This window comes from Marinomonas sp. TI.3.20 (assembly GCF_038155025.1).
Classification (GTDB): Bacteria; Pseudomonadota; Gammaproteobacteria; order Pseudomonadales; family Marinomonadaceae; genus Marinomonas; species Marinomonas flavescens.
On the sequence record NZ_JBAKAS010000011.1, the window covers coordinates 42,274 to 65,182 of the forward strand.

Consider the following 22,909-nt stretch of genomic DNA (forward strand, 5'->3'; position numbering starts at 1 on the left):
AAGACGCCATTCGCTAAGCAAAAAAAGGGTGTGAACCTCTCAGGTCACACCCTTTTTTATCGTCTTTCAATGACTCGTTATTTTCCCATTACGCAACGGTTACGGCCTTGTTTTTTGGCTTCGTAAAGCGCGTCATCTACTGACAACAACACTTTTTTAACCGGTGTAGAATGATCCAACCATGACGCAACCCCAATCGATACAGTGATATGACCAACCACATCAAATACTTCTTCGGCAATCGCTGTTCTTAGGCGTTCTGCCACTAGTAAGGCATCGTCTTTCGAGGTTTCTTTGAGCAGTAAAACAAACTCCTCTCCGCCTGTTCTGGCCACCATATCTTGTTCTCGTGAGAAGCGGTTCATGATTTGGATTTGCTGCTTAAGCACTTCGTCACCCACATTATGGCCAAAGGTGTCATTCACTTTTTTGAAAAAATCAATATCTAAGGATAATAAAGAAAACGTTGTACCCTGTGCCGCCAACTCTTCAAGCCTCATTTGAAAACCACGACGGTTATTCGCACCAGTAAGAGGGTCGGTATCTGCATCAAGTCTAAGTTGTCCTATTTGATTTTGCAGCAATTTAACTCCGCTTAATATCGCCTTTTTGAGGCTTAAACTCTCAACATACCAAGAGTTAATGTGCTCAATTTCGTCACTTACAGTAGGACTATCCAGTGATTTGGCCTTTTCCGCAAGTTGTTTAAGAGGATACGAAATTGCACGAGCAAACCACCATATAAAAAGAAAAACAATAATACCCAGTGGTAATGTTTTTAAAATGACTTTTTCCATAATGCCGTTAAGAGGGAGCAAAGTAGATTGCAAAGGACTTTGAGTAATAATAATCCAATCGGTGCTAGGAACAACAGCGTACCCAGCCAACATATCAATACCTTTACTATTTCGTAACGATATCCCACCTTCATTATTGGCGATAATTTCATCAATACCATTATTATTCTGAACAAAGGTACCAATTCTGGCTTGATCCGGATGATATAAAATTTCTTTTTGTTTATCTATTACATAAATATAAGAACCGTTTTTGTAATAATGTTCACCTAAAATCTGGCTCAGAATATTTGGACTTCTAAGGTAAATAGTTCCCCCTAAAAAGCCTCGGTAATTATTCTGATCATCAACAATAGGAGCAGAGATAAAAACCAATAAATTATTGATTGTAGAGAGATAAGGCTTACTAATAAGAGCTTTTCTTTTTTTGAGCGCCTCTAAACTGCCTACTGATTTTAGACGTTTTCCAAGTAAATTGATTGTTTCTGGTGACACGGCTTGAGCCAAACCTGTCGAATCACTAATAACAACAGAGTTAAAACTGTTTGTTTGATATTTCAGTCGATTCGCGGCATGTTTCAGCACAGCGGCATCATCCATTTTATTGCGAACTTCATTTGCGGCATAGGTTAACTGCTGACGCGATGCTGCGAGAAATACTTCTGTCGTGTCAGACAACTTATGTGCATAAGCTCTATTTACTTCTATCGCCTGAGATATAAGCTGTTCTTTTTGTACTTCATAGTTTGAATAGAAGCTGTTTAAAAAAGTAAGTATTGTGGCGGTGATGGCTAAAAATAAAATCAAACGATTTAATTTCAAAAAATTTCTTTTTAAAGTACTCAATCGCTTTTTCCTATTTTCTCTATGGTGGTGTGTGTTCAAAAATGCCGCAAATATTCATCCATATCGCAATAAAACGACTCACTGAACGACTTTACCGCTCCACGCTCTTAAAGAGTGGAATATATCATACCTATATAGGGTATGTACCTCATAATTTTTTACCACAATATGAACAAAACCTTCAAAAAACTTACAATTAATTACATTGATAACACAATTGAAAATCATTATCATTAGTGGAATTGATAACAATTCATTACAAGGTTATTCACTCATGACTACACGAATCCCCTCTCGTTTTTTTCTTAACATAATAGTGTTAAATTTTTTAGCCTTTTTCTCTTACTCGGTGCTAGCGGATACCTTCCCCGTTACTGTTAGAGATGTGGCAGGTCGCACTATTACTATTGATAAACAGCCAGATAAAATCGCATTATCAACAGGGCGTCTACTTCCTTTACTTGAAATCATGTACCAAAAAGATGCGGTAAAACACCTAGTCGCTTGGCGAGATGATATGCGTGTCTCTGCACCAAGCATGTATGCTAGCTATATCAAAGACTATCCCGAGCTTAAAAACATCCTAAAAATAGGCAAAATTAAATCCGGTGAGTTTGACGCTGAACGCTTTATAGACATGCCAAACAAACCAGATTTATTTGTTGTCGATCTATCGAACATCAAATTAGCGGAAGACAAAGGTCTCATCGCAAAATTAGATAAAGCGGGCATTAAAGTATTGGCCGTAGATTTTCGTGAACATCCTATTAAAAATACACTACAGTCGGTAACCAGCTTAGCAACCGCTTTAGGTCGAAAAGAACAAGGTCAGCACTTTGCTGATTATTATCAACAACATATCAAAGCAATCACAAATACTGTTGCATCACTTCCTGAAGCAGAAAAACACAAAAAAGTATTCATTGAACGTGCTGCCGGCTATAACACATCCTGTTGTCGCACTTTCTCAGCAGGCAACATGGGTGCTTATATCCCTTTCTTAGGTGCTATCAATATTGCTGATAAACCTTTAAAAGGGGCTGTTTCTGGCCAAATGTCACCAGAGAGCGTCATTGTCGCGCAACCGAATGTATACATAATGCAGACGACTGGATGGATTGATAAAGAAGGGAATGCCACTGCGGGCATTCCCTTGGGTTACGCTCCAATCAATAACGCCGCCATTAAAAAATCGACTCAATCTTTAATGGACCGTCCATGGCTAAAAGCAGTAAATGCTTACCAGCATCATGATGTTTATTCGATTTACATGCCTTTTTATAACTCCCCTTATAATCTAGTCGCCATCGAATACTTTGCTAAATGGATTCATCCTGAAGAATTTAAAAACCTTGATCCAGAACGCACTTTTGAAGAAATGAACTCACGTTTCGGAAATCGCAAAGCAACAGGGATATTTGGTCAAAATAACACTGAGGCCATGAAATAATGAGTGATATGAGCTGCGCTCCCAACGTTTCAGAACATACAAACGAGTTTATAAAAAAGACACTCGATGCTGAGCTTAGTCATGCTTTAACAAGGCATCACTTACGTATTAAGAGAAAAAAACTGGCTCTTTTCGGATTTTTCCTCTTAAGTATTATCGGTCTTATTGCCGACATTCTTATTGGTTCTCATGGCCTCACGTTAACTCAGGTACTTGGTGCTATTTTTCACCCCGCCTCTAGTGATATCGCCAGTCGAACCATTGTTTGGGACATTCGTATGCCGATGTCCCTTATGGCGCCCTTTGTCGGAGGCGCATTAGCCATTGCTGGCGCCCAGATGCAAACAACGTTAAACAATCCATTGGCTGATCCCTACACTTTTGGCGTCTCTGCCGCGGCAGGATTTGGCGCGTCACTTGTTATTACAAACATCGTTGCCATTCCTTTTATTCCTCAGCAATACCAAGTGGCAGCAATGGCATTTGTAATGTGCTTGTTAACCACTTTTATGATTGCTGGTATTTCTTCAATTAAGCGTATTTCTATTGAAGGCGTAATGTTGTTTGGGGTGGCTATCATGTTTGCTTACAACGGTATGTTGACCATGATGCAATACATTGCGACTGAAACTCAGCTGCAAACGTTAGTCTTTTGGCAAATGGGATCTCTTGACCGAGGAAGCTGGGACAAAATCATCATCCTCGCTATTTTGTTACCCATTGTGTTAGCCATAATGATGAAGGATGCGTGGAAACTTTCGTCGTTAAAAGTCGGTCTTGAGCGTGCTGAATCTATGGGAATAAACGTTAAACGCCTGCGTATTAAAACGCTGTTACTCGTGTCATTAATCACCTCGCTGTCCGTCGCTTTTGTCGGGGCTATCGGCTTTGTCGGTTTAGTCGCTCCGCATATTGCTCGCATGGTTTTAGGGGAAGATCAGCGCTTTTTCTTACCCGCTTCTTTTTTACTAGGTGCCGTATTACTTGAATTCGCCTCCATCGCCAGTAAATCAATTATGCCGGGGATCATATTGCCATTAACCGTTATGATGTCGATGGTGGGTATTCCATTCTTTATCTTCTTGATCATCAAAAAGGGCGGAAAATTCTAATGACACTAAAAATAAACAAACTTTGTGCCTCCTTTGGAAAAAACCTAATTTTAGACAATATGAGTATTCCAGACATTCACCCTGGGGAAATGGTGTCGCTCATCGGTAAAAATGGCGCTGGTAAATCAACCGTGCTCAAGCAAATCACTAAACGTATACGCTTAGACCATAAATCGGTTCTACTAGCAGGCAAACCACTGGTACTTGATGACATCGGTTATCTGCCACAAGATCACCGTATATCCGCTAACATCACCGTACTTGAACTGCTGATTACCACCATGCATATCGGTTCAAATTCACTGTTCACTAAAGCCAATAGCGCCGAGAAGGCACTCACTTTATTGAAAAGTATTGGGATTATGGCTCTAGCAAATAAAGTCTGTACTGAATTATCCGGTGGTGAAAGCCAGATGGTTGGGCTGGCACAAGCCGTGATAAACACGCCAAAAGTGCTCGTATTAGACGAACCAACCGCCGCCCTCGACATGCACAACCAGTTCAAGCTGCTAGAGTTCGTTAAATTCTACACAAAACACAATAACGCCTGCGCCATCATGGTCATGCACGACCTAAACTTAGCCATTCAGTATTCTCACAAGGTGGCGGCCTTACACAACGGAAAACTGTTTGCCTACGGGGAACCAAGAAAAATCATTGATGAGCAGCTCATACAGGACATATTCAACGTCAACTCACAAATCATCCAACTGGATGACTACCCCATGATCGCCGCTCGCTTATAAAGAATTAATACATTAACGCGTGATTTAAACTAATCGATAAAGCCTGCTCTACGCCACAATGTATTATTGAAAAATACAAAAAAGCCAATTAAGAACCACCTTAATTGGCTTTTTTGATTTTCTTTATTGAAACTCTTTTTTACAAGGTTTTAGGTTTCAAATTAAGTTTCTCTTCCTCAGCCTGATCAAGTAATGGATCACCTTTACCTTTGGATATTTTAATCACATAACCGGTAATAAAGAGCATTGCGACCACACCAATAATGGTCGATACCTGCATAGGTAAACCGAAACCTAACGTACTGCTGTTTAAGATGAAAGTAATGCATACCGTCGTCATAAACATCGCAGGGATCGTCGTAATCCAATGCAACTTATTAAAGCGAAGCAAGTACGCTGAAGCCGTCCACAACATCATTACGGCCGTCACTTGATTTGCAAAACCAAAATAGCGCCAAATAATACCAAAATTCACTTGCGTTAATATTGCCCCTACGATGAACAAAGGCATCGCCATAAATAGACGGCTTTTAAGCGTTTTTTGTTCCATATTGAAGTATTCAGCTAAGATTAAGCGACTTGAACGGAACGCGGTATCACCAGAAGTAATCGGTAAAATGACAACGCCTAAAAAGGCGAGAACACCACCAAAGGTACCAAGTAAGCCAAACGATGAAGTATAAACCACATTGCCTGGACCACCATTTGATACGGCATCACCTAATGATCCCATAGTGCCAAAGAAGGACAAGGCAATGGCACACCATATTAACGCGATAACACCCTCACCTATCATGGCGCCAAAAAACACAAAGCGTCCATTTTTTTCATTTTCCAAACAGCGAGCCATCAATGGTGATTGAGTCGCATGAAAACCAGAAATAGCACCACAAGCAATGGTGATGAATAGCGCTGGCCATAAAGGTAAATGATGTGGATTCATATTAGTAAACATGTCACTAAATGAATAATTTGCTAACAGCGTATGATCACTAGAAAAACCAATAGCACCAATTAAACCAACAGACATGAAAATTAATAAGGCCCCAAAGAATGGGTATAGACGGCCAATAATTTTATCGATTGGGACAATTGTTGCTAGCACATAGTAAGCAAAAATAATGGCAACCATGGTGCCCATGGAGAGATTTACACTTGTTTTTTCATTGACTAAATGCGTGATCATACTAGCAGGAGCCGATACAAATACCACGCCAACAAGCAGTAGCAATACGATGGCGAACACATTCATAAAGTGTTTAGCGCCCTTACCTAAGTAGCGGCCAGTGATGGTTGGCACCGATGCGCCACCATTGCGTATTGAGAGCATACCTGAAAAATAATCGTGTACGGCCCCAGCAAAGATAGAACCCAGTACAATCCATAGCATGGCAGCCGGTCCGTAGAGCGCCCCCATGATAGGACCAAAAATGGGACCGACTCCAGCAATATTCAAAAGCTGCACTAGGTAAACTTTCTTATTCGACATTGGTACGTAATCAACCCCATCTTGCTTAGAATAAGCTGGAGTGGTTCGATTTTCTTTAATACCAAAAACCTTCTCTACAAAGGCACCATAGATAAAATAGCCCGCCACTAGCGCGACGACACAAAACAGAAACATCATCATAATTATTTTTATCCTATTCAAGATAGTTTCATAAATTCCAGCGTTACAATAAATCCACGCAAGACAATAATCATGTAACCTTTTCTTAAGTGGTAAAATATCGAATTTAACGGCGACACAAAGCAGTAAGTGGATTCTGACGAGCTTTCAAAACCGACTTGTTAGATTAGATTTCACCCATAATCAGGATCAAAAAAGGCTAACAAAATCTTGTCAGCCTCCGTGGCAGGAATTGAAGATGAAAATATTAAGAGTATTTAATTCAATTTCGTAGATGTGATACAAAGTTGCAAACAAAAATGCCCTTTTTAAACGAAACCTAGCACCGCTTTAAGTGACTTTAAATAGCGCCGACTTACTGGCGCGATATTCCCGCTATTGGTTGTCACCTCGGCTAAACCGTTATCTAACAATCGAATCTCTTTGATGGCTTTGGTATTAATCAAATATTGGCGATGACAACGTAGTAAATCAGTTTTTTCTTCTAGCGTTTTTAATGTTAACTGACTGCTTGCGGTTTGTTGCGCCGTTTGCACATGAACACCAGAAAGGTCACTAAATGCCATTTCAATCTCTTGCAGAGGTATGATCATTATTCGTTGATGCCCGACACATGGAACCTGCTGTAGCTGTTTCGAAGCAAATGAATCAATTTGAGCTTGAGTATGCTGCGTTTCTTGACTCCGATTTGTTTTTAATAAACGCTGAATACTTTTATTTAATCGTTTGGGGTCAACCGGCTTGAGTAAATAATCAAAGGCATTGTCTTCGAACGCCTGAATCGCATATTGATCAAAAGCGGTAATAAAAATCACATATGGCATGGTGTCAGGATCAAGCATCCCAAGTAGCTCAACACCACTAACTTGTGGCATTTGTATGTCTAAGAACACGACATCGGGTTTTAAAGCATAAATTAACTTAAGCCCTTCGATAGCGTTACTTGCTTGTGCAACGACCTCTATTTCTTGTGTTTCTTGCAGTAGTTCAGTTAATTCTTCTCGAGCAAATTGCTCATCATCAATGACGATTGCTGTTAGCATAACGACCCTTACCTTTATGTCTATTTATTATTAGGTATTAGAAAGCTCATTCGAGTGAACTCCCCTTTTCGGCAATCAATTTGCAACTCGGCTATATCGCCAAAATAGTTAATCAAACGCTTCGTTACAATCTCCATACCCAGACCTTCATAGTCTGCGGCTGGCGGTGAAAAATTCCCTGCATTGTCTTCCACTACTACTTTATAGCCAAGTGAATGTTGCTCACTATAAATACGTACTTTCCCCCCTTCTAACCTATTTGCCACTCCATGCTTTATCGCATTTTCAACGAGTGGCTGCAGCGTGAAACTCGGCAATAATTTGTCGAGCAATCCATCATCAATATTAATCTCTACATCAAGCCTATCGGTGAATCGAGCTTTCTCGATGGTCAAATAAGCATTCACGTGAGCAAGTTCGTCCTTGAGAGCGACGGTATCTATATTTTGTTTAAGATTACTTCTAAAAAAATGGGACAGATGTTGAATCAACTCTCGAGCTTTATCTGGATCACGACGAATCACTGCGCTGATGGTATTCAATGCATTGAATAAAAAATGTGGATTCACCTGGGCATGTAACAGTTTAATTTCAGCTTGGGTCAATAATGCCTGTTGCTGCTGAAAATCACCGTATAGAATTTGACTAGACAATAATTGTGCTATCCCCTCACCCATAGAACGGTTGATATTAGACAATAGCTTGCGCTTAGGCTCATATAATTTAATGCTACCAACCACCTTCTTTCCAGCTCGTAGTGGAATAATAAGCGCCGATCCTAGCTTACAAGTGTTAGAAATAGAGCAATGATAGGGAGTTTCCCGCCCACCTAAATAGATTATTCTATTCTGCTCCATCGCTTGAATCGTACTGCCAGAAGAAATTGGAGTGTTAGGTTTATGGTGGTCATCTCCAATCCCGATAAAGGCCAAAATCTTTTCATTGTCGGTAATCGCTACGGCACCTACATTTGTTTCCTCATAGATGATCCTTGCCACTTTTTCAGAATTAGTCGCGTCAAAACCTGTGTTCCATATTCCCACACTGCGCTCTGCGATAGTAAGGGCACGCCGTGAAAACGTTGCAGAATACCTTTCATATATCGTTTTTTTGTCATGTAAAATACTAATAAATAAAGCCGCGCCAATACAGTTAGCAATAATCATTGGTGCTGCAATTTCCGATACTAAGGTATAAGCATGACCGAATGGCTTGGCAACACTGACAATAATGAGCATCTGACTGACTTCAGCGACAAAAGTAACGGCAAGAACCACCAAAGGGTTAAAAAGCAACGCCGACTTATCTTTTTTGACTAAATACAAATGTAATAAGCCACCAATTAAGCCTTCTGCCGTGGTGGAAATCGCACAAGCAACATCAGTAAAACCACCAAGACTATAACGATGAATCCCTCCCGTTAAACCAACCGCAAACCCAACAATAGGCCCTCCAAGTAATCCACCCATCACAGCACCAATCGCACGAGTATTGGCAATCGCATCGTTAATGCTTAATCCAAAGTAAGTCCCCATAACGCAAAACAATGAAAACAATACGTAACAACTGAACTTGTGAGATAACTGTGACGATATATTCAACAAAGGCAAGAATATAGGCGTCTTACTGAGCATGTAAGCCAACACCAAGTACACACTCATTTGTTGTAATAGAGATAGAATTAAGTACATAAGCTTGAATTTCTTAAGAAGTTAAGAAGTAACATGAATCAATCACCGCAATATTTGATATGTCCCTGACACTATGAAAAGACACTATTTCTATTAGAAAATATTAAAGCACTCAATGAAGCAAAATAATCCACTTTCAATGACACATACTGACAAAGTGCTCATAAGATTTACTATTTACATGCTTTCTATATGTGTTTTTTTGTAACTTTTATGATGTATATTGTATCTTTACTGATTCTTGATACAAAGAAAGAATGGTTAATTATAAAAATAATTTTACCGGAGATATAATATGAGAAAAACGACCTCTTTGAGCCTTGTATCGGCACTTACAGTAACGGCCGCCTTAGCTTTTACCACTTCAAGCGCTCAAGCTTCTGATTTAACAGTTAGATTTGCTTGGTATATGCCTCCCCACACAGCGACAGCTGATCAAGCTCAATTAATATCTGAAAATATTAAAAAAATGAGCCATGGTAGTATTAACGTACTTACTTACCCTTCAGGCTCTTTGCTTAAAGCATCCAATATTGCTAATGGCTTAGTCAACAATACTGCCAATATGGGAGTCAATGCCATGCACTGGTGGTCTAAATATGACCCTGCATTAGAATGGGACACAATTCCTTTTCTTGTTCCTGATGCAAATACACTGTTAACGGACTTACACGGAAAGCTGGGGAGTGACGTAAATAACATTTTAGAAAAACATGGAGTCCATGTCATCGCGTGGGGATTTTATGGGTATGCCAAATCCTATTTAAATAATAAACACCCCATCATTAAACCTAACGATCTAACTAATTTAAGAATGCGCTCTGAAGGAAAGTTATCCGCTCTTTTCTTACAAAGTGAAGGTGCTACTCCTGTCGCTATGGACTCTAGTGAAGTTTATACATCTATGCAGCGCGGCGCATTAGACGGTGCTACTTCTGGATTGTCTTCTATTGTTTCTAGGAAATGGTATGAAGTGGGTAAGTATGCTACCGCTATACATTACGTACCGTTAGTTTACCCAGTACAAGTTAACTACCAATGGTGGAAAGGCCTGACACAAAATCAGCGAGATATCATTAGCAAAGCAGCACAAGCATCAGAAAAATCAGCGGTTACTGACATTGAAACGGAGTATAAACATGATATTCAGTTACTGAAAAAAGCGGGTAATCAAGTCACTACACTAACTAATGATCAATTGATTCCATGGAAAGAATCAGCTGGGGCACTCGCTCGTAAAAACTATTTAAAAGAAACAGGGGCTACCGGAAAAATGCTTTTAGACGACATTAAGTCATCATAAATAACGCCCTCTCTGTCAAAGATCTGCCTTGATTTCATTAATTCATAAGGAATGAAATGTCACAAATTCACCTTTCGACACCCCGCGATCATTTGATCACGGGGTGTCAGTACCTTACCGGCTTCATAACCAAAGCAATAGGTATTATTGCTGCATTTTCACTAGTAACACTTACTGTATCCATTATTTTAGGTATTGGTCTACGTCTCTGCAAAATTGATAATGCTTGGACCTACGATCTCGATATGTTTTGTCTAATTTGGCTCGCCTTTACTGGAGCAGTAACAGCCGCAGTTAATCGGCAACATGTCACAGCTGGCGTGTCATTAGAAAACCTAGTAGGCAAAGCACGCCTGTTAATCTTTTTACGATTTGTCGTTATTTTTAGCTTTTTAGTTTTTATGACTGTATCGGCATTTTCCGAGGCTATGGGGAGTTTTCAAATGCAAGAAGTTACACTTGATGTTGTTCAATGGCCTGTGTGGATTGCAAAGATATCTATTCCTATCGGAACTGGTGCTTGGGCAATTGCAGAATTACATGCATTTTTAAGTGATATATCCCAACCATCTAATTGATATCTTCTTTTTAACAACACATTTCCGGATAATTTATGGTCTTTATATTAACGATTGCCACGTTGGCAATTTTGCTCGTGCTGGGAATACCCATTGCCATTTCACTTCTTATCAGTGGCATGCTTGGGTATATGATAACCATTGGTATTGGGCCAGGAATAAATGCCCTTACCCAAACAGCTTATAGCGATTTGAATTCATTCGTCATCATTGCTATCCCCCTCTATATTTTCATGGGTCAATTAATGTTAAGAGGTGGATCAGGTAAAGACCTTTTTAACTTTGCTCAACGTATTGTAGGAAAGCTCCCTGGAGGACTTGCCATTGCCGCGACTATTGCTAGTGCTATCTTTGCTGCTATTTCTGGGTCATCTACGGCAACTGCGGCAACTATTGGCTCTATAAGCATTCCTGAAATGCGTGAACGCGGCTACCCTAAACGTTTAAGCGCTGGATGTGTTGCCGTATCAGGCACCTTAGGAATTTTAATCCCTCCAAGTATCTCTTTTATTCTTTATTCACTCGTAACGAATACTTCCGTAAATAAACTATTTTTGGCCGGTGTGATACCTGGATTGATGTTAATGATGCTTTTCATTATTTACTCAATATACGCCATGCGTAACCATAATACAGATACAAACGAGAAAGAAAAACCTCAAGAAATCGTACCAATTACTGTAAACATGATTGGTAGCTTAATGATGATTCCAGTCGTGTTAGGTGGAATTTATGCAGGTTGGTTTACACCAACAGAAGCTGCTGGAGTAGGTGTTGTATATGCATTTATTCTTACTGTTTTTTTCAAACGCACCATGACGTGGAGTCACTTTAAACAAGCAACAATGTCAAGTGTTGGAACCAGTGCGATGATTCTAATGCTCATCGCTGGTGCGTCGGTTTTTGGTAATACCTTATCCCTATTACAAGTGCCACAGGATGTAGCCCAATGGATGGACAGCCTTCATATGTCGGCTTGGCAATTCCTTATTTTGGTCAATATTCTTTATTTAGTACTCGGTATGTTTATGGATGCCGCGGCCGCTATTTTGGTAACCGTGCCTATTTTATTACCTGCTCTACAAGCGCTTAATATCGACTTAATTTGGTTTGGGGTTATCTTAGTTATCAACATGGAAATTGGTGCTGTCACGCCTCCAGTGGGTATGAACCTATTTGTAGTGAAAGCAATATGTGAAGATTTTACTATTAAAGATGTTCTCGTAGGTGCCTTCCCATACGCATTAATGGGGATCCTTGGACTCGTATTGATCATGGTCTTCCCTGAAATATCATTATGGCTACCCAACATGATACCCCAATAGTTTAGGCTGTATTGCTCGAATAAAACCTGACACAATTCGCGAGTTAAAACAACAATGAAAGTGTCTCTGTAAATACAAATACATCGTATTTATAGAGACTTTTGGCAGCGTACAAAAGCACTAAGTAGAAAAAACATCTCCACCATTAGCCAATATTTACAACCATGACCTATAAATACCATGCTATCTTTGAATTAATGTATTGAGATAGAGCCTGTTTTTAAGTCTATCGAGGTTAATTTTTCACATCATTGTGTCGAAAATACAAACTCATCGTTTCCAAAAGTTAGTCAATGACGAAACACTGACAGTTAAAAATAAACACAAACTATTGATTTTTAATGAAAAAAATATCTTGTCGATGAATAAATTAAAAAATGTCAGTTTTTAAAAATAGATCCTCTCAAAGTACTAGATAGTCTTTACTTTCTCTCTCCCTATAATTGGCGGCTGCCCATTGCCGCTAATATGCAGCAAACAATAATAAGATAATGCCCTTAAGGGCGTTCAGTGGAGAATTTTCAATGGATTTATTGGTATCCATATTACCTATTGTTTTATTAATCTACGCAATGACAAAAAAACGTCCCATTCCTTCTTACATCGCTTTGCCGGCCACCGCCCTTTTAATCGGTATCTTCCAAGTATTTTATTTCCATGCGGATAATGTGCTTCTTTTAGCCAATACCATGTCAGGGATTTTATCAACATTAACGCCTATTTCTATCATCGCTGGCGCCATACTCTTAAATCGAGTAATGGTGCTTTCCGGTGCTGAAAAAACCGTTCGCCATTGGTTAGAAAGCATAAGTACCAATGCTGTCGCGCAACTCATGATTATCGGTTGGGCTTTTGTTTTTATGATTGAAGGAGCTTCAGGGTTTGGCACACCTGCGGCCATTGCGGCGCCTATTTTGGTCGGTTTAGGGTTCAATCCAATAAAAGTGATCTTGCTCACCTTGGTAATGGACTCGATTCCCGTTTCTTTTGGGGCCGTTGGTACACCAACTTGGTTTGGTTTTGCGCCTTTAAATTTAGACAATACTGATATCTTGAGCATTTCCCAATGCACAGCACTTATTCAGACCATTGTGGCTCTTTTTATTCCTGTTCTGGCTTTGCGATTTGTCGTCAGTTGGCAAGATATAAGTCGTAATATTGTATTTATCATGCTGAGTATTTTGTCGTGTACTCTACCTTATTTACTGATTGCTCAATGGAACTATGAATTTCCTGCTTTACTCGGTGGTGTCATCGGTTTGGCCATCAGCGTCTTTCTTGCTCGACATCACATTGGCTTGTCTAAAGAAACTCGCCACACAGAGAAACATAAAGGTGTAAGTGGTAAAGCCTTAGCCATTGCGATCAGTCCTATGATTTTATTGGTCGGTATTTTAATCATTACTCGAATCAAACAATTAGGCCTAAAGCAAATAATCACGGATATGACACCTTGGGTAAATGGCAGTATTGGCAACACTCAAGTTAGTGTGAGTGATTCCTTAGCCATTTCCTTTACTCATATTTTTGGCACGGACGTTTCATGGGCATATAAAACCCTTTATGTTCCCGCGTTGATCCCTTTTCTTATCGTGGTACTCATTTCGATCCCTGTTCTTCGTATGTCAAAAGAACACGTTTTTGAAGCCTTTTCTGATTGCCGTCGCCGTATCATGTTACCTACTGTTTCGCTAATGGGCGCCCTAGTGATGGTGAAATTTATGATGCTAGGAACAACTGATTCTCCAGTGCTCGTCATTGGGAATTCATTTGCAGCCATCACAGGTGATAAATGGACTTATTTTGCTTCCTTCCTTGGCGCGTTGGGCGCTTTCTTCTCAGGCTCAGCCACGGTCTCCAATTTAACCTTTGGTGGTATTCAGCAAAGTATTGCGACGAGCGTCGGTTTGTCGCAAACCCTGATTCTGTCGTTGCAATCCGTAGGCGGCGCAATGGGCAACATGGTTTGTTTGAATAATATCATTGCGGTATCGACCATACTGGGCATCAGCCATAAAGAAGGCTACATCATGAAAAAGACGGTAATACCTATGGTAATTTATGGGTTAATTGCCGCTGTGGTCAGTGTCTTTCTATAAGGTGACATACTGGTCATAGTCACACAGGCTCAATCAAGAAAGCCTTTGCTCACTAGCAAAGGCTTTCTTCGTTTCAGGCGCTACACAATTTAAAGCTTGTATGGTTTTTATAAGGTTTTTTAACTGTATCGTTCTAACTACATCGTTCTAACGACATAGCGCTAACGTCAGAATTAACGTAATGCCTAAAACATGTCCTTCATCTGTACGTACCCTTCTCTAATATGTTCAATCAGAGCATGTATACGCTTCGAGGGTGTTCGGGTATACGGATACACCGCATAGATTCCAACAACTTTACCAACATGATCCGCTAATATTTCGGTGAGTTCGTTTTTATGAAATTCATCGTAAACAAAACAAGATGGAAGATAGGCAATGCCATTACCAGCAAGCGCTGCTTTTTTTAAAGCACCGGCATTGTCCGATGCAAAATTACCAGAGACTTTGTGAGTATATACTTGATTATCACGAGTGAATTGCCAATCGAATGTCCCAGTACTTTGGTATGTATATCCCAAACAGTTATGACGGGCTAAGGCCGTAGGTGTCTGCGGAATACCGTTGCGTTCCAAGTAAGCAGGTGAAGCACAAATAACCCAACGAGAATTGGTAAGATGCCTTGCTATGAGACTAGAATCTTCTAAGTAACCCGTCCGAATAACTAAATCATAATTGTCAGCAACAAGATCGACAAAATCGTTTTCCATCGACATATCAACAGTCAATCCTGGGTGGCGGTTACAAAAATCCGAAATAACCTCTGCTAACACTAATTCACCTGAAATCGTCGGTACAGAAATACGAATATGACCCGACATCGATTCACTATAACCCGCAATAGCATCAAAGGCAGACTGTGCTACCTGATTTAAGGTTTTTGCACGACGGTATAGTACTTCTCCCGCTTCTGTCAGAGACAATTTGCGAGTAGTTCGATAGAGCAGCTGAACACCAAGTTCTTTTTCTAATTTACTGATGCGCTTACTCACTACGGATTTTGTGATGCTATTTAGGTCAGCCACTTTACTAAATGAACTGTGCTCAATGACTTGAGTGAATAGAATTAAATCGTCTATAGCAGGCATGCTGAGTCTCAGGTTTGGGTCGGTTATTTGGATGTTACAGAGGGATTATTGAATGATTTACGGTCTAGAATAACATAATCAGCGCATACAGAAATACGAACTGGCACTAGTATGACCTGGGTCTTGAATGTGACCACTCATCATATCAAGACAAGGCAAGACAGTAATCACGCCTTAACCAAAGAAGTGGATTTTATATCATCGATTAGACTATTCATTGCAGGAAAATCTATGATCGAAATGTCTTTTCCTTTTATTTTGATGATATTTTCATTCTGAAACTTAGTGAATGCTCGGCTGACCGTTTCTACGGTCATCCCCAGATAACCACCAATATCATTACGAGACATGGTTAGCCTAAAAAAATCAGACGGTGAATCTTCTCTATTAAATCGAGCAGACAAGCTAAGTAAAAATGAAGCCACTTTTATATCAGATCCACTTCCAAGTAATGCTAGCATTCTTTGATTATTAACTATTTGTTGGCTCATTATTTTGAAAATTTGATGTTTTAAATAGGGTATTTCTGTCGATAACTTTTCCAGTTTATGAAATGAAACTTTACAGATAGTCGTTGTTTCCAACGTTTTGGCAGAAATATGGTAATAACCAGAATCAATACCACTAAAGCCCACGATATCATTCGCGTGGTAAAATCCCGTGATATGCTCTTTCCCAAGGTCATTCATATTGAATGTTTTAACACTACCCGTTTGCAGCACATATACAGAGTCAAACGCTTGACCTTGTCGACAAACAAATTCACCCTTGCCAAGAACCAACGTTTTTTCTATTACATCTCCTAAACAAATAGAATGCTCATTGGCCAATGAAACTGAAGAGCAAAACAGGCTGGCTCATTTGACAGATCTGGCACTGAAAAGAGGACTATTTATCACTAACCTGACGAATAGAATTTGACATATAAGTATCTATAATTTAAACCTTTCAACGCTAACTAAGGTCGAGATAAACAACCTATTATGTATAAAATCTAAACAGAAAATAACGATTACATCTCAGACAATATCTTAAATGCCTTATATTGAGATAGATACACTTTCCCACTCAAGTGTTGCAAAAAGCCGCTTAGCTCTAATCGATCCATGACCGGCCCCTTAACTTCAGACAATGAAAGTGTAATATGCAATGCGCTTAATTGATTATTCAGCGATTCAAGCATTTCTAAAGCACTGAAATCAATTTCATTGACAGCACTACACTGAATAACCACATTGGTAATGTCTTGGCGTTTATTAATACAGTCGAGTATAAAGTCTTCCAGAAAAGCAGCATTAACAAAAAACAAACTTTCATCAGGACGTAAACAAAGCAAATTTGGGGATATTTTAACATTATAACGTTTTACATTACGAAAATGCTCTGTTCCTTCAATCAAACCAACTTCAGCAACATGAGGTTTAGAGGTGCGCGACAAGTGCAATAAGATAGACAAGCCCACGCCAGAGGCAACGCCTACTTCTACCCCTAATAATAGTGTGATGATAATAGTCGCTAATACCGCATAAAAATCACTGCGCGAAAAAAACCAAGTTTTTTCAAAATTGAAAAATCAATCAGTGTAGTCACCGCCACAATAATAGTGGCTGCCAGCGTTGCTTTAGGTAAGAAAAAAAGTACGGGAGTCAAAACAACAGAGGCTATCATAATACCGAGAGCCGTCATTATACCGGCTAGCTGAGTAACCGCCCCCGCATCAAAATTCACAACTGAACGAGAAAAGCCACCAGTTACTGGAAAACCGCCAGAAATGCCGGAAGCGATATTCGCAGCCCCTAAACCAATTAATTCTTGGTTTGGTTGCACTTTTTCGCCGCGTTTTGCGCCTAAAGTTTTACCCACTGAAATGGATTCTACATAACCTATCACTGAAATCATTAATGCCGGCAATGCCAATGTCTTAACTAATTCAAGTGAAGGAAAAGTCAAACTCAAATGCGGCAATCCAGCCGGTATATTGCCGGTAATATTGACACCATAAGCTTGTAAATCAAAGGCATACACAAGACCTAAACTGGATAAGACACCCAGAATAGGCGCTGTTTTTGCTAAGGAAGACGCATAGGTTTCAGGCACTTTTAACATGATAAAAAAGCGTTTTGCATAACGGCGAGCTAACAATAAAAATAAGACAACCGAAGCGCCCACTACAAACGTCATCAGATTAAATTGCCCGATATTCTTAATCATACTAAGCAATTGTGTAACGACATTATCACCATGTGATTGAATGCCAAAAATATGCTTAAGCTGGCTCAAGGCGATAATAATACCGGATGCTGATATAAAGCCTGAAATAACAGAGTGAGAAAGAAGATTAGTAATCATACCAAGCTTCATAACTCCCATAACCACCAGCATAGCCCCTGATAATAAAGCGAGTGTGATGGCTCCAGTTAAATAACTTGTCGTGCCCTGTTCTGCAATTGCCGCTAATGCGGTTGCCGTCATTAAAGAAGCAACCGCTACAGGGCCTACCGACAAAGAGGTACTCGTACCAAATATGGCATAAAGAACTAACGGCAAAATACTTGAATACAAACCCACTTCTGGCGGCACTCCAGCCAACATTGCATACGCTAAGGACTGTGGTATCAGTAACATAGTAACAATAAATGCAGCCGTGGCATCTTGGCCAAATTGCACCTTGTTATAGTTTTTTAACCAAGATAATGCTGGGAATACGCGTTCAAATATCATGCTTGAGCTCTCACTATTTACGCATTTTTGGTTTAACGAACCACTCATGACCCTTTAACATGCCATGCCAATAAAATGGAGGTAAGATATCTTTTTTTAAGATCCAGGCTAAGCGCGTGGCCTTAGAACCATCATTAATCCACTTTGGAAACGTTGGCATAACGACCCCACCGTAAGCAAATTCAGCCAATACAATCTTCCCAACTTCTACCGTTAATGGGCATGAGCCGTAACCATCGTAAATCGCATTAATTTGACGTTTTTCAATACTGTCTGAAATATTTTGCGCAACCACTGGGGCCTGTTTACGAACAGCTGCCATTGTTTTCGCATTAGGACTATTGGCAACATCACCTAACGACCAAATATTGGAAAAAGAGGTGTGCTGTAACGTTTCTTTGTCCACATCAACCCAGCCAGCAGCATCTACTAAAGGACTATTACGAATGAAATCTGGTGCGGTTTGTGACGGGCAAACGTGCAGCATATCAAACTCAGCTTCTACTATGACAGCTTGATCATTTCCATCTTTCGTTTCGAAATACGCGCGTTTATTTGGGCCATCGACTTTGACTAAGTTATGGCTAAAATGTGTGCCAATTTGATATTTTTTAATGTAGCTTTCAAGTGCTGGAACATACTCAGAAACACCAAACAACACACCACCTGCATTGTAAAATGAGATGTCAATATTACTAAGTGTCTCTTGTTTGAACCAATGATCACACGATAAATACATCGCTTTTTGTGGTGCACCAGCACACTTAATAGGCATAGGAGGTTGTGTGAATATTGCTTTCCCAGTGTTAAGTTTCTGGGCTAGCTCCCACGTATAAGGGGCTAAATCATAGCGATAATTCGACGTAACACCATTTCGGCCTAATGTTTCAGACAAGCCTTCCACCGCATCCCAATTTAATTTAATGCCCGCAGCAACCACCAAAAATTGATACGTTACTTCTTGTCCGTTTCCAAGCGTCACTTTATTGTCACTTGGCTGAAAAGTATCCACCGCCTCTTTTATCCACTTAACACCTTTAGGGATAACATCTGCCATGTTTCTTCGCGTTTTCTCAGCACTAAACACACCACCACCGACTAACGTCCATCCCGGCTGATAAAAGTGATCCGATGCTGGGTCGATTAAGCAAATAGTCACATTCGGTTTACGCTTCAATAGACTCGCTGCGGTTGATATCCCTGCCGTACCAGCACCCACAATAACAACGTCGAAGTGAACACTATTCACTTTTGCTTTTTGAGAAGACTCATTAGCCGCTTCCCAAATTAAAGAGGCTCGCTTGCCTGTACGGCAGAAAGCATGAATATTCTCACTACCTTTCGTGGCTTCTTTAAACGCTTCAATATCAGACGATTGCATCTGTCCAGCAGAAAAAGGTATATGCACCGCCTTAATATTCTTTTCTTTCGCCGCTGCCGCAATGTCAGCAAAAGCCAACTGCCCTTCTTCTTCATTATCTGGTCGATTCGATATAATCAATGTAATGCCAGACTCTGCCAAGGTATTCACATCGTCTAAGCTAATCTGCCCAGAAACTGAGTATTTGCCTGTTATTTGTTTACGTAGCATGGTTATTCTCCCGATATTTTTATTTGATTGCTGCGGCCTTTACGAACAATACCGCTATCTTATTTAAACGCATTCAAAGGGATTTTTAAGTAGGCCAAGCCATTGGCCTCTGGCTCAGGCATGTGACCTGCTCGCATATTTACCTGTAAAGAAGGTAAGATTAAACGTGGCATATCGAGTGTCTTGTCTCGCGTTTCACGCAAATCAACAAATACCGATTTACTGATGTCTTTTTTCACATGAATGTTTTCTTCACGCTGCGCTTTAACCGTTGATTGATACTCTAACTCTCGACCATTAGGGCAATAGTCATGGCACATAAAAATACGATAATCCTCCGGCAACGCTAATATTTTTTGAATAGAATCGAACAAGGTTCCAGCATCACCACCCGGAAAATCAGCGCGAGCCGTACCGGCATCAGGCATGAATAAAGTGTCACCAACAAATACCGCATCACCTAGAGTGTGGGTAAAACAAGCTGGCGTATGTCCTGGTGTATGCATTGCAGTACATGACATTGAACCAACTTTATAGTGTTCGCCATCATGAAATAAATAATCAAACTGAGACCCATCGTGTTTAAAATCCGCCCCTTCATTGAAAACCGTACCAAAAGTGTCTTGCACGATAGTAATCTGTTCACCAATACCAATTTTCCCACCTAACTTTTCTTGAAGGTACGGAGCGGCTGAAAGATGGTCAGCATGTACATGGGTTTCAATTAGCCATTCGACGGTTAACTGATGAGAAAGAACGTATTCTACGATCTCGTCTGCCCCTTTATAGCCAGTACTACCTGAGGAATAATCAAAATCTAAAACACTGTCTACAATTGCACAACTTGATGAACTCGGATCCTTAACAACATAAGAAAACGTATTCGTGGGTTTATCAAAAAAAGCTGCCACATTAGGCGTCATCACAGCATCAATCATAACTTGTACCTCTATTTCAATCTGTTGATCAGTCGAAACCGCTTAGCGGCTTTATACTTTAGATATAGCAGAAAGCGTGCCATTCCAAAAAATACTCATAAGGCGCTGATTTATATAGATTTAAAATAATAGATTTCAAATTAGATTTGACTGAAATGGTTTTAATTGTCATATTTGACTTTATATTTTGACAAATATGGCAATCACTATGAACATCATTTCTTCTGACGCACCGACTTATGAAACGCTCGCCAATATGCTTGAAGGGTACGACTGTCCTGCTATTTTAGTGTCTGTTGATTATCACATTCTCGCCATCAACAAACATTATCGGCAAGAATTTGGCGAGGTGCCATTACAGAAGCAATCTCGATGTTTTGAGGTCTCTCATGGCTATAGCGTTCCCTGCGATGAAGCAGGCGAAGACTGTCCTTTATCCGCTGTGTTGCAAACGGGACATAGAGAGCGTGTGCTTCATATTCATCAGACACCAAGAGGCAAAGAGCATGTGGATGTAGAAATGCTGCCGATTCATGACAATCACGGAGAACTTCTTTTCTTTGTCGAATTGTTGCGCACAGTCTCAGTGGCAAGCGCTGAGAACATGAGTAGTACACTAGTGGGGTCGAGTAAAAAGTTTAATCAAATGCTCGAAAAAATCACTCGTGTCAGCCAAAGTAATGCTTCTATTCTCTTACTCGGTGAGTCAGGCAGCGGTAAGGAACTCGTGGCCAATGCTGCTCACCAAGGAAGCCAAAGAGCCAACAACGCATTAGTGACACTAGAATGTTCAGGCCTTACTGATTCGTTGTTTGAAAGCGAATTGTTTGGTCATGTCAAAGGGGCTTTTACAGGAGCAAACTTTAATCGTACAGGATTAGTAGAGTTGGCGAATGGCGGTACTTTATTTCTAGATGAAATTGGTGATGTCCCCCTTTCTATGCAAGTAAAACTATTGCGCCTTATCGAGACAGGCTCCTTTCGTCCAGTTGGATCATCGACCGTCAAGCACACTAATTTTCGCTTAATATGCGCGACCAACAAAAACCTAATGAACATGGTTAACAAAGGAGAGTTTCGTAAAGATCTCTATTATCGAATTAACGTCTTCCCTATCTATGTGCCTTCATTACGCGAACGCCGAGATGATCTATCCTTGTTAATCACCACCTTACTGAAGCGCATCAGCGAACGAAAAGAGTACCATCTTACTGACTCTGCGTTACAAACCTTAAAGCAATATGACTTCCCGGGCAATATTCGTGAGCTTAGAAACATCCTTAATCGTGCCATTATCCTGACTGACACTAATGTGATCGAACGCAGTACAATTGAAGAATGTTTAGAGATCGATAAGGAATCTGACCAACAAGAAACTATTTTTCTAGTACCTGAATCAGAGTCAAACGCTGCCCGTGAATGGGTCGACTTAAAAACAGCAGAGAAACGCTATTTATCAGACCTCATGTCATTTCATAATAATGATAAAGAAAAAGTAGCGAGCATCGCCAACATCAGCCTACGCTCGTTATATCGAAAGCTTGAATTATCATAGTAATTACTAATGAGACAAATAGTAAAACAGTGATTGAAATTAACATTAGATAGCTCTAATGTTTATAGATCAAGCAGAAACACTTACCGTTAACTACCTAAGTAAATATCACTCGAAGGAGTACCGTTATGTCGTTACGCATTAATGATATTGTTCCAAATTTAGAACTTGAAACAGATCAAGGAACATTCAAATTACACGACTGGATTGGCGACAGTTGGGCTATTTTATTTAGCCACCCTAAAGACTTCACTCCAGTTTGTACGACTGAATTTGGTGCCGTTTCTCGACTTTCTGCAGAATGTCCCGTCCTGAAATAGGTTTACACCTAGGAGACCTATTTTAGGACGAGACATACTAACAAAGCGTCACCACAATGCTTTCTATCGTGATGAT

At 40.1% G+C, this 22,909-nt stretch carries 18 protein-coding genes and 1 pseudogene; 9 read left to right on the top strand and 10 right to left on the bottom strand.

Translation table 11 applies throughout. The features are described 5' to 3' along the window. Positions 1-77: 77 nt before the first annotated feature. Positions 78-1,619 (bottom strand): sensor domain-containing diguanylate cyclase, encoded by a 1,542-nt coding sequence (locus V6259_RS12000; RefSeq protein WP_341584692.1) that lies wholly within the window; start codon positions 1,617-1,619, stop codon positions 78-80. Positions 1,620-1,917: 298 nt separating this feature from the next. Between V6259_RS12000 and V6259_RS12005 the strand changes: the two genes are divergently transcribed. Genes V6259_RS12005 through V6259_RS12015 form a run of 3 tightly spaced genes read left to right on the top strand, consistent with a single transcriptional unit; the run spans position 1,918 to position 4,951 of the window. After that, complete coding sequence (locus V6259_RS12005) at positions 1,918-3,093, top strand: ABC transporter substrate-binding protein (RefSeq protein WP_341584693.1); 1,176 nt, start codon at positions 1,918-1,920, stop codon at positions 3,091-3,093. Further along, the gene (locus tag V6259_RS12010) at positions 3,093-4,205 is read left to right on the top strand and encodes a FecCD family ABC transporter permease (RefSeq protein WP_341584694.1); all 1,113 of its coding nucleotides are present in this window, start codon (positions 3,093-3,095) and stop codon (positions 4,203-4,205) included. Before V6259_RS12005 ends, V6259_RS12010 begins: the two co-directional genes overlap by 1 nt. Continuing rightward, positions 4,205-4,951: an ABC transporter ATP-binding protein gene (locus V6259_RS12015; RefSeq protein WP_341584695.1), complete on the top strand. Its 747-nt coding sequence runs from the start codon at positions 4,205-4,207 to the stop codon at positions 4,949-4,951. Before V6259_RS12010 ends, V6259_RS12015 begins: the two co-directional genes overlap by 1 nt. Positions 4,952-5,090: 139 nt before the next feature. Here V6259_RS12015 and V6259_RS12020 read toward each other — a convergent pair whose 3' ends face one another. From V6259_RS12020 to V6259_RS12030, 3 genes are all read right to left on the bottom strand, one after another. After that, positions 5,091-6,581, bottom strand: a complete 1,491-nt coding sequence (locus tag V6259_RS12020) for a carbon starvation CstA family protein (RefSeq protein ID WP_341584696.1) — start codon at positions 6,579-6,581, stop codon at positions 5,091-5,093. Positions 6,582-6,889: 308 nt separating this feature from the next. Then, positions 6,890-7,624 carry a two-component system response regulator BtsR gene (gene btsR / locus V6259_RS12025; protein WP_341584697.1) on the bottom strand — a complete coding sequence of 245 codons (735 nt, stop codon included), beginning with the start codon at positions 7,622-7,624 and terminating at the stop codon, positions 6,890-6,892. 20 nt (positions 7,625-7,644) lie between these two features. Next, positions 7,645-9,315, bottom strand: a complete 1,671-nt coding sequence (locus V6259_RS12030; RefSeq protein ID WP_341584698.1) for a sensor histidine kinase — start codon at positions 9,313-9,315, stop codon at positions 7,645-7,647. A gap of 295 nt (positions 9,316-9,610) precedes the next feature. Between V6259_RS12030 and V6259_RS12035 the strand changes: the two genes are divergently transcribed. The 4 genes from V6259_RS12035 (at position 9,611) to V6259_RS12050 (ending at position 14,620) form a co-directional block, all read left to right on the top strand. Next, positions 9,611-10,618 (top strand): TRAP transporter substrate-binding protein, encoded by a 1,008-nt coding sequence (locus V6259_RS12035; protein WP_133013441.1) that lies wholly within the window; start codon positions 9,611-9,613, stop codon positions 10,616-10,618. 56 nt (positions 10,619-10,674) lie between these two features. Continuing rightward, entirely contained in the window at positions 10,675-11,196 is a 522-nt protein-coding gene (locus tag V6259_RS12040) for a TRAP transporter small permease (RefSeq protein WP_133013442.1), read from the top strand. 35 nt (positions 11,197-11,231) lie between these two features. Continuing rightward, complete coding sequence (locus V6259_RS12045; protein ID WP_341584699.1) at positions 11,232-12,521, top strand: TRAP transporter large permease; 1,290 nt, start codon at positions 11,232-11,234, stop codon at positions 12,519-12,521. A 524-nt stretch (positions 12,522-13,045) separates the two neighbouring features. Further along, a complete protein-coding gene (locus V6259_RS12050) occupies positions 13,046-14,620 on the top strand; it encodes an L-lactate permease (protein ID WP_341584700.1) in 1,575 nt (524 codons plus the stop codon). Between the two features lie 185 nt (positions 14,621-14,805). Here the strand turns inward: V6259_RS12050 and V6259_RS12055 are convergent, their stop codons facing one another. The 6 genes from V6259_RS12055 to V6259_RS12080 form a co-directional block, all read right to left on the bottom strand. Further along, positions 14,806-15,708 (bottom strand): LysR family transcriptional regulator, encoded by a 903-nt coding sequence (locus V6259_RS12055; protein WP_341584701.1) that lies wholly within the window; start codon positions 15,706-15,708, stop codon positions 14,806-14,808. 167 nt (positions 15,709-15,875) lie between these two features. After that, a complete protein-coding gene (locus V6259_RS12060; protein ID WP_341584702.1) occupies positions 15,876-16,538 on the bottom strand; it encodes a helix-turn-helix domain-containing protein in 663 nt (220 codons plus the stop codon). Between the two features lie 182 nt (positions 16,539-16,720). After that, positions 16,721-17,170 carry a sodium-independent anion transporter gene (locus V6259_RS12065; protein WP_341584703.1) on the bottom strand — a complete coding sequence of 150 codons (450 nt, stop codon included), beginning with the start codon at positions 17,168-17,170 and terminating at the stop codon, positions 16,721-16,723. Between the two features lie 53 nt (positions 17,171-17,223). Further along, positions 17,224-18,429, bottom strand: a complete 1,206-nt coding sequence (locus V6259_RS12070; RefSeq protein WP_341584704.1) for a SulP family inorganic anion transporter — start codon at positions 18,427-18,429, stop codon at positions 17,224-17,226. A gap of 13 nt (positions 18,430-18,442) precedes the next feature. Continuing rightward, positions 18,443-20,020, bottom strand: a complete 1,578-nt coding sequence (locus V6259_RS12075) for a beta-lactamase hydrolase domain-containing protein (protein WP_341584705.1) — start codon at positions 20,018-20,020, stop codon at positions 18,443-18,445. 59 nt (positions 20,021-20,079) lie between these two features. Further along, positions 20,080-20,958, bottom strand: coding sequence for an MBL fold metallo-hydrolase (locus V6259_RS12080; protein ID WP_341584706.1), 879 nt, complete (start codon positions 20,956-20,958; stop codon positions 20,080-20,082). 208 nt (positions 20,959-21,166) lie between these two features. Between V6259_RS12080 and V6259_RS12085 the strand changes: the two genes are divergently transcribed. Together V6259_RS12085 and V6259_RS12090 are read left to right on the top strand one after the other, a co-directional pair. Continuing rightward, a complete protein-coding gene (locus V6259_RS12085) occupies positions 21,167-22,513 on the top strand; it encodes a sigma-54 interaction domain-containing protein (RefSeq protein WP_341584707.1) in 1,347 nt (448 codons plus the stop codon). A gap of 128 nt (positions 22,514-22,641) precedes the next feature. Then, a pseudogene (locus V6259_RS12090) lies at positions 22,642-22,815 on the top strand (redoxin domain-containing protein); the annotation flags it as partial. Positions 22,816-22,909: the final 94 nt, after the last annotated feature.

What these genes read in the sequence shown, in the direction of transcription:
- V6259_RS12005 (WP_341584693.1), top strand. Translation starts at nt 1,918, where the DNA reads ATGACTACACGAATCCCCTCTCGTTTTTTTCTTAACATAATAGTGTTA.
- V6259_RS12010 (WP_341584694.1), top strand. Translation starts at nt 3,093, where the DNA reads ATGAGTGATATGAGCTGCGCTCCCAACGTTTCAGAACATACAAACGAG.
- V6259_RS12015 (WP_341584695.1), top strand. Translation starts at nt 4,205, where the DNA reads ATGACACTAAAAATAAACAAACTTTGTGCCTCCTTTGGAAAAAACCTA.
- V6259_RS12020 (WP_341584696.1), bottom strand. Translation starts at nt 6,581, where the DNA reads ATGATGATGTTTCTGTTTTGTGTCGTCGCGCTAGTGGCGGGCTATTTT.
- btsR (WP_341584697.1), bottom strand. Translation starts at nt 7,624, where the DNA reads ATGCTAACAGCAATCGTCATTGATGATGAGCAATTTGCTCGAGAAGAA.
- V6259_RS12030 (WP_341584698.1), bottom strand. Translation starts at nt 9,315, where the DNA reads ATGTACTTAATTCTATCTCTATTACAACAAATGAGTGTGTACTTGGTG.
- V6259_RS12035 (WP_133013441.1), top strand. Translation starts at nt 9,611, where the DNA reads ATGAGAAAAACGACCTCTTTGAGCCTTGTATCGGCACTTACAGTAACG.
- V6259_RS12040 (WP_133013442.1), top strand. Translation starts at nt 10,675, where the DNA reads ATGTCACAAATTCACCTTTCGACACCCCGCGATCATTTGATCACGGGG.
- V6259_RS12045 (WP_341584699.1), top strand. Translation starts at nt 11,232, where the DNA reads ATGGTCTTTATATTAACGATTGCCACGTTGGCAATTTTGCTCGTGCTG.
- V6259_RS12050 (WP_341584700.1), top strand. Translation starts at nt 13,046, where the DNA reads ATGGATTTATTGGTATCCATATTACCTATTGTTTTATTAATCTACGCA.
- V6259_RS12055 (WP_341584701.1), bottom strand. Translation starts at nt 15,708, where the DNA reads ATGCCTGCTATAGACGATTTAATTCTATTCACTCAAGTCATTGAGCAC.
- V6259_RS12070 (WP_341584704.1), bottom strand. Translation starts at nt 18,429, where the DNA reads ATGATATTTGAACGCGTATTCCCAGCATTATCTTGGTTAAAAAACTAT.
- V6259_RS12075 (WP_341584705.1), bottom strand. Translation starts at nt 20,020, where the DNA reads ATGCTACGTAAACAAATAACAGGCAAATACTCAGTTTCTGGGCAGATT.
- V6259_RS12080 (WP_341584706.1), bottom strand. Translation starts at nt 20,958, where the DNA reads ATGATTGATGCTGTGATGACGCCTAATGTGGCAGCTTTTTTTGATAAA.
- V6259_RS12085 (WP_341584707.1), top strand. Translation starts at nt 21,167, where the DNA reads ATGAACATCATTTCTTCTGACGCACCGACTTATGAAACGCTCGCCAAT.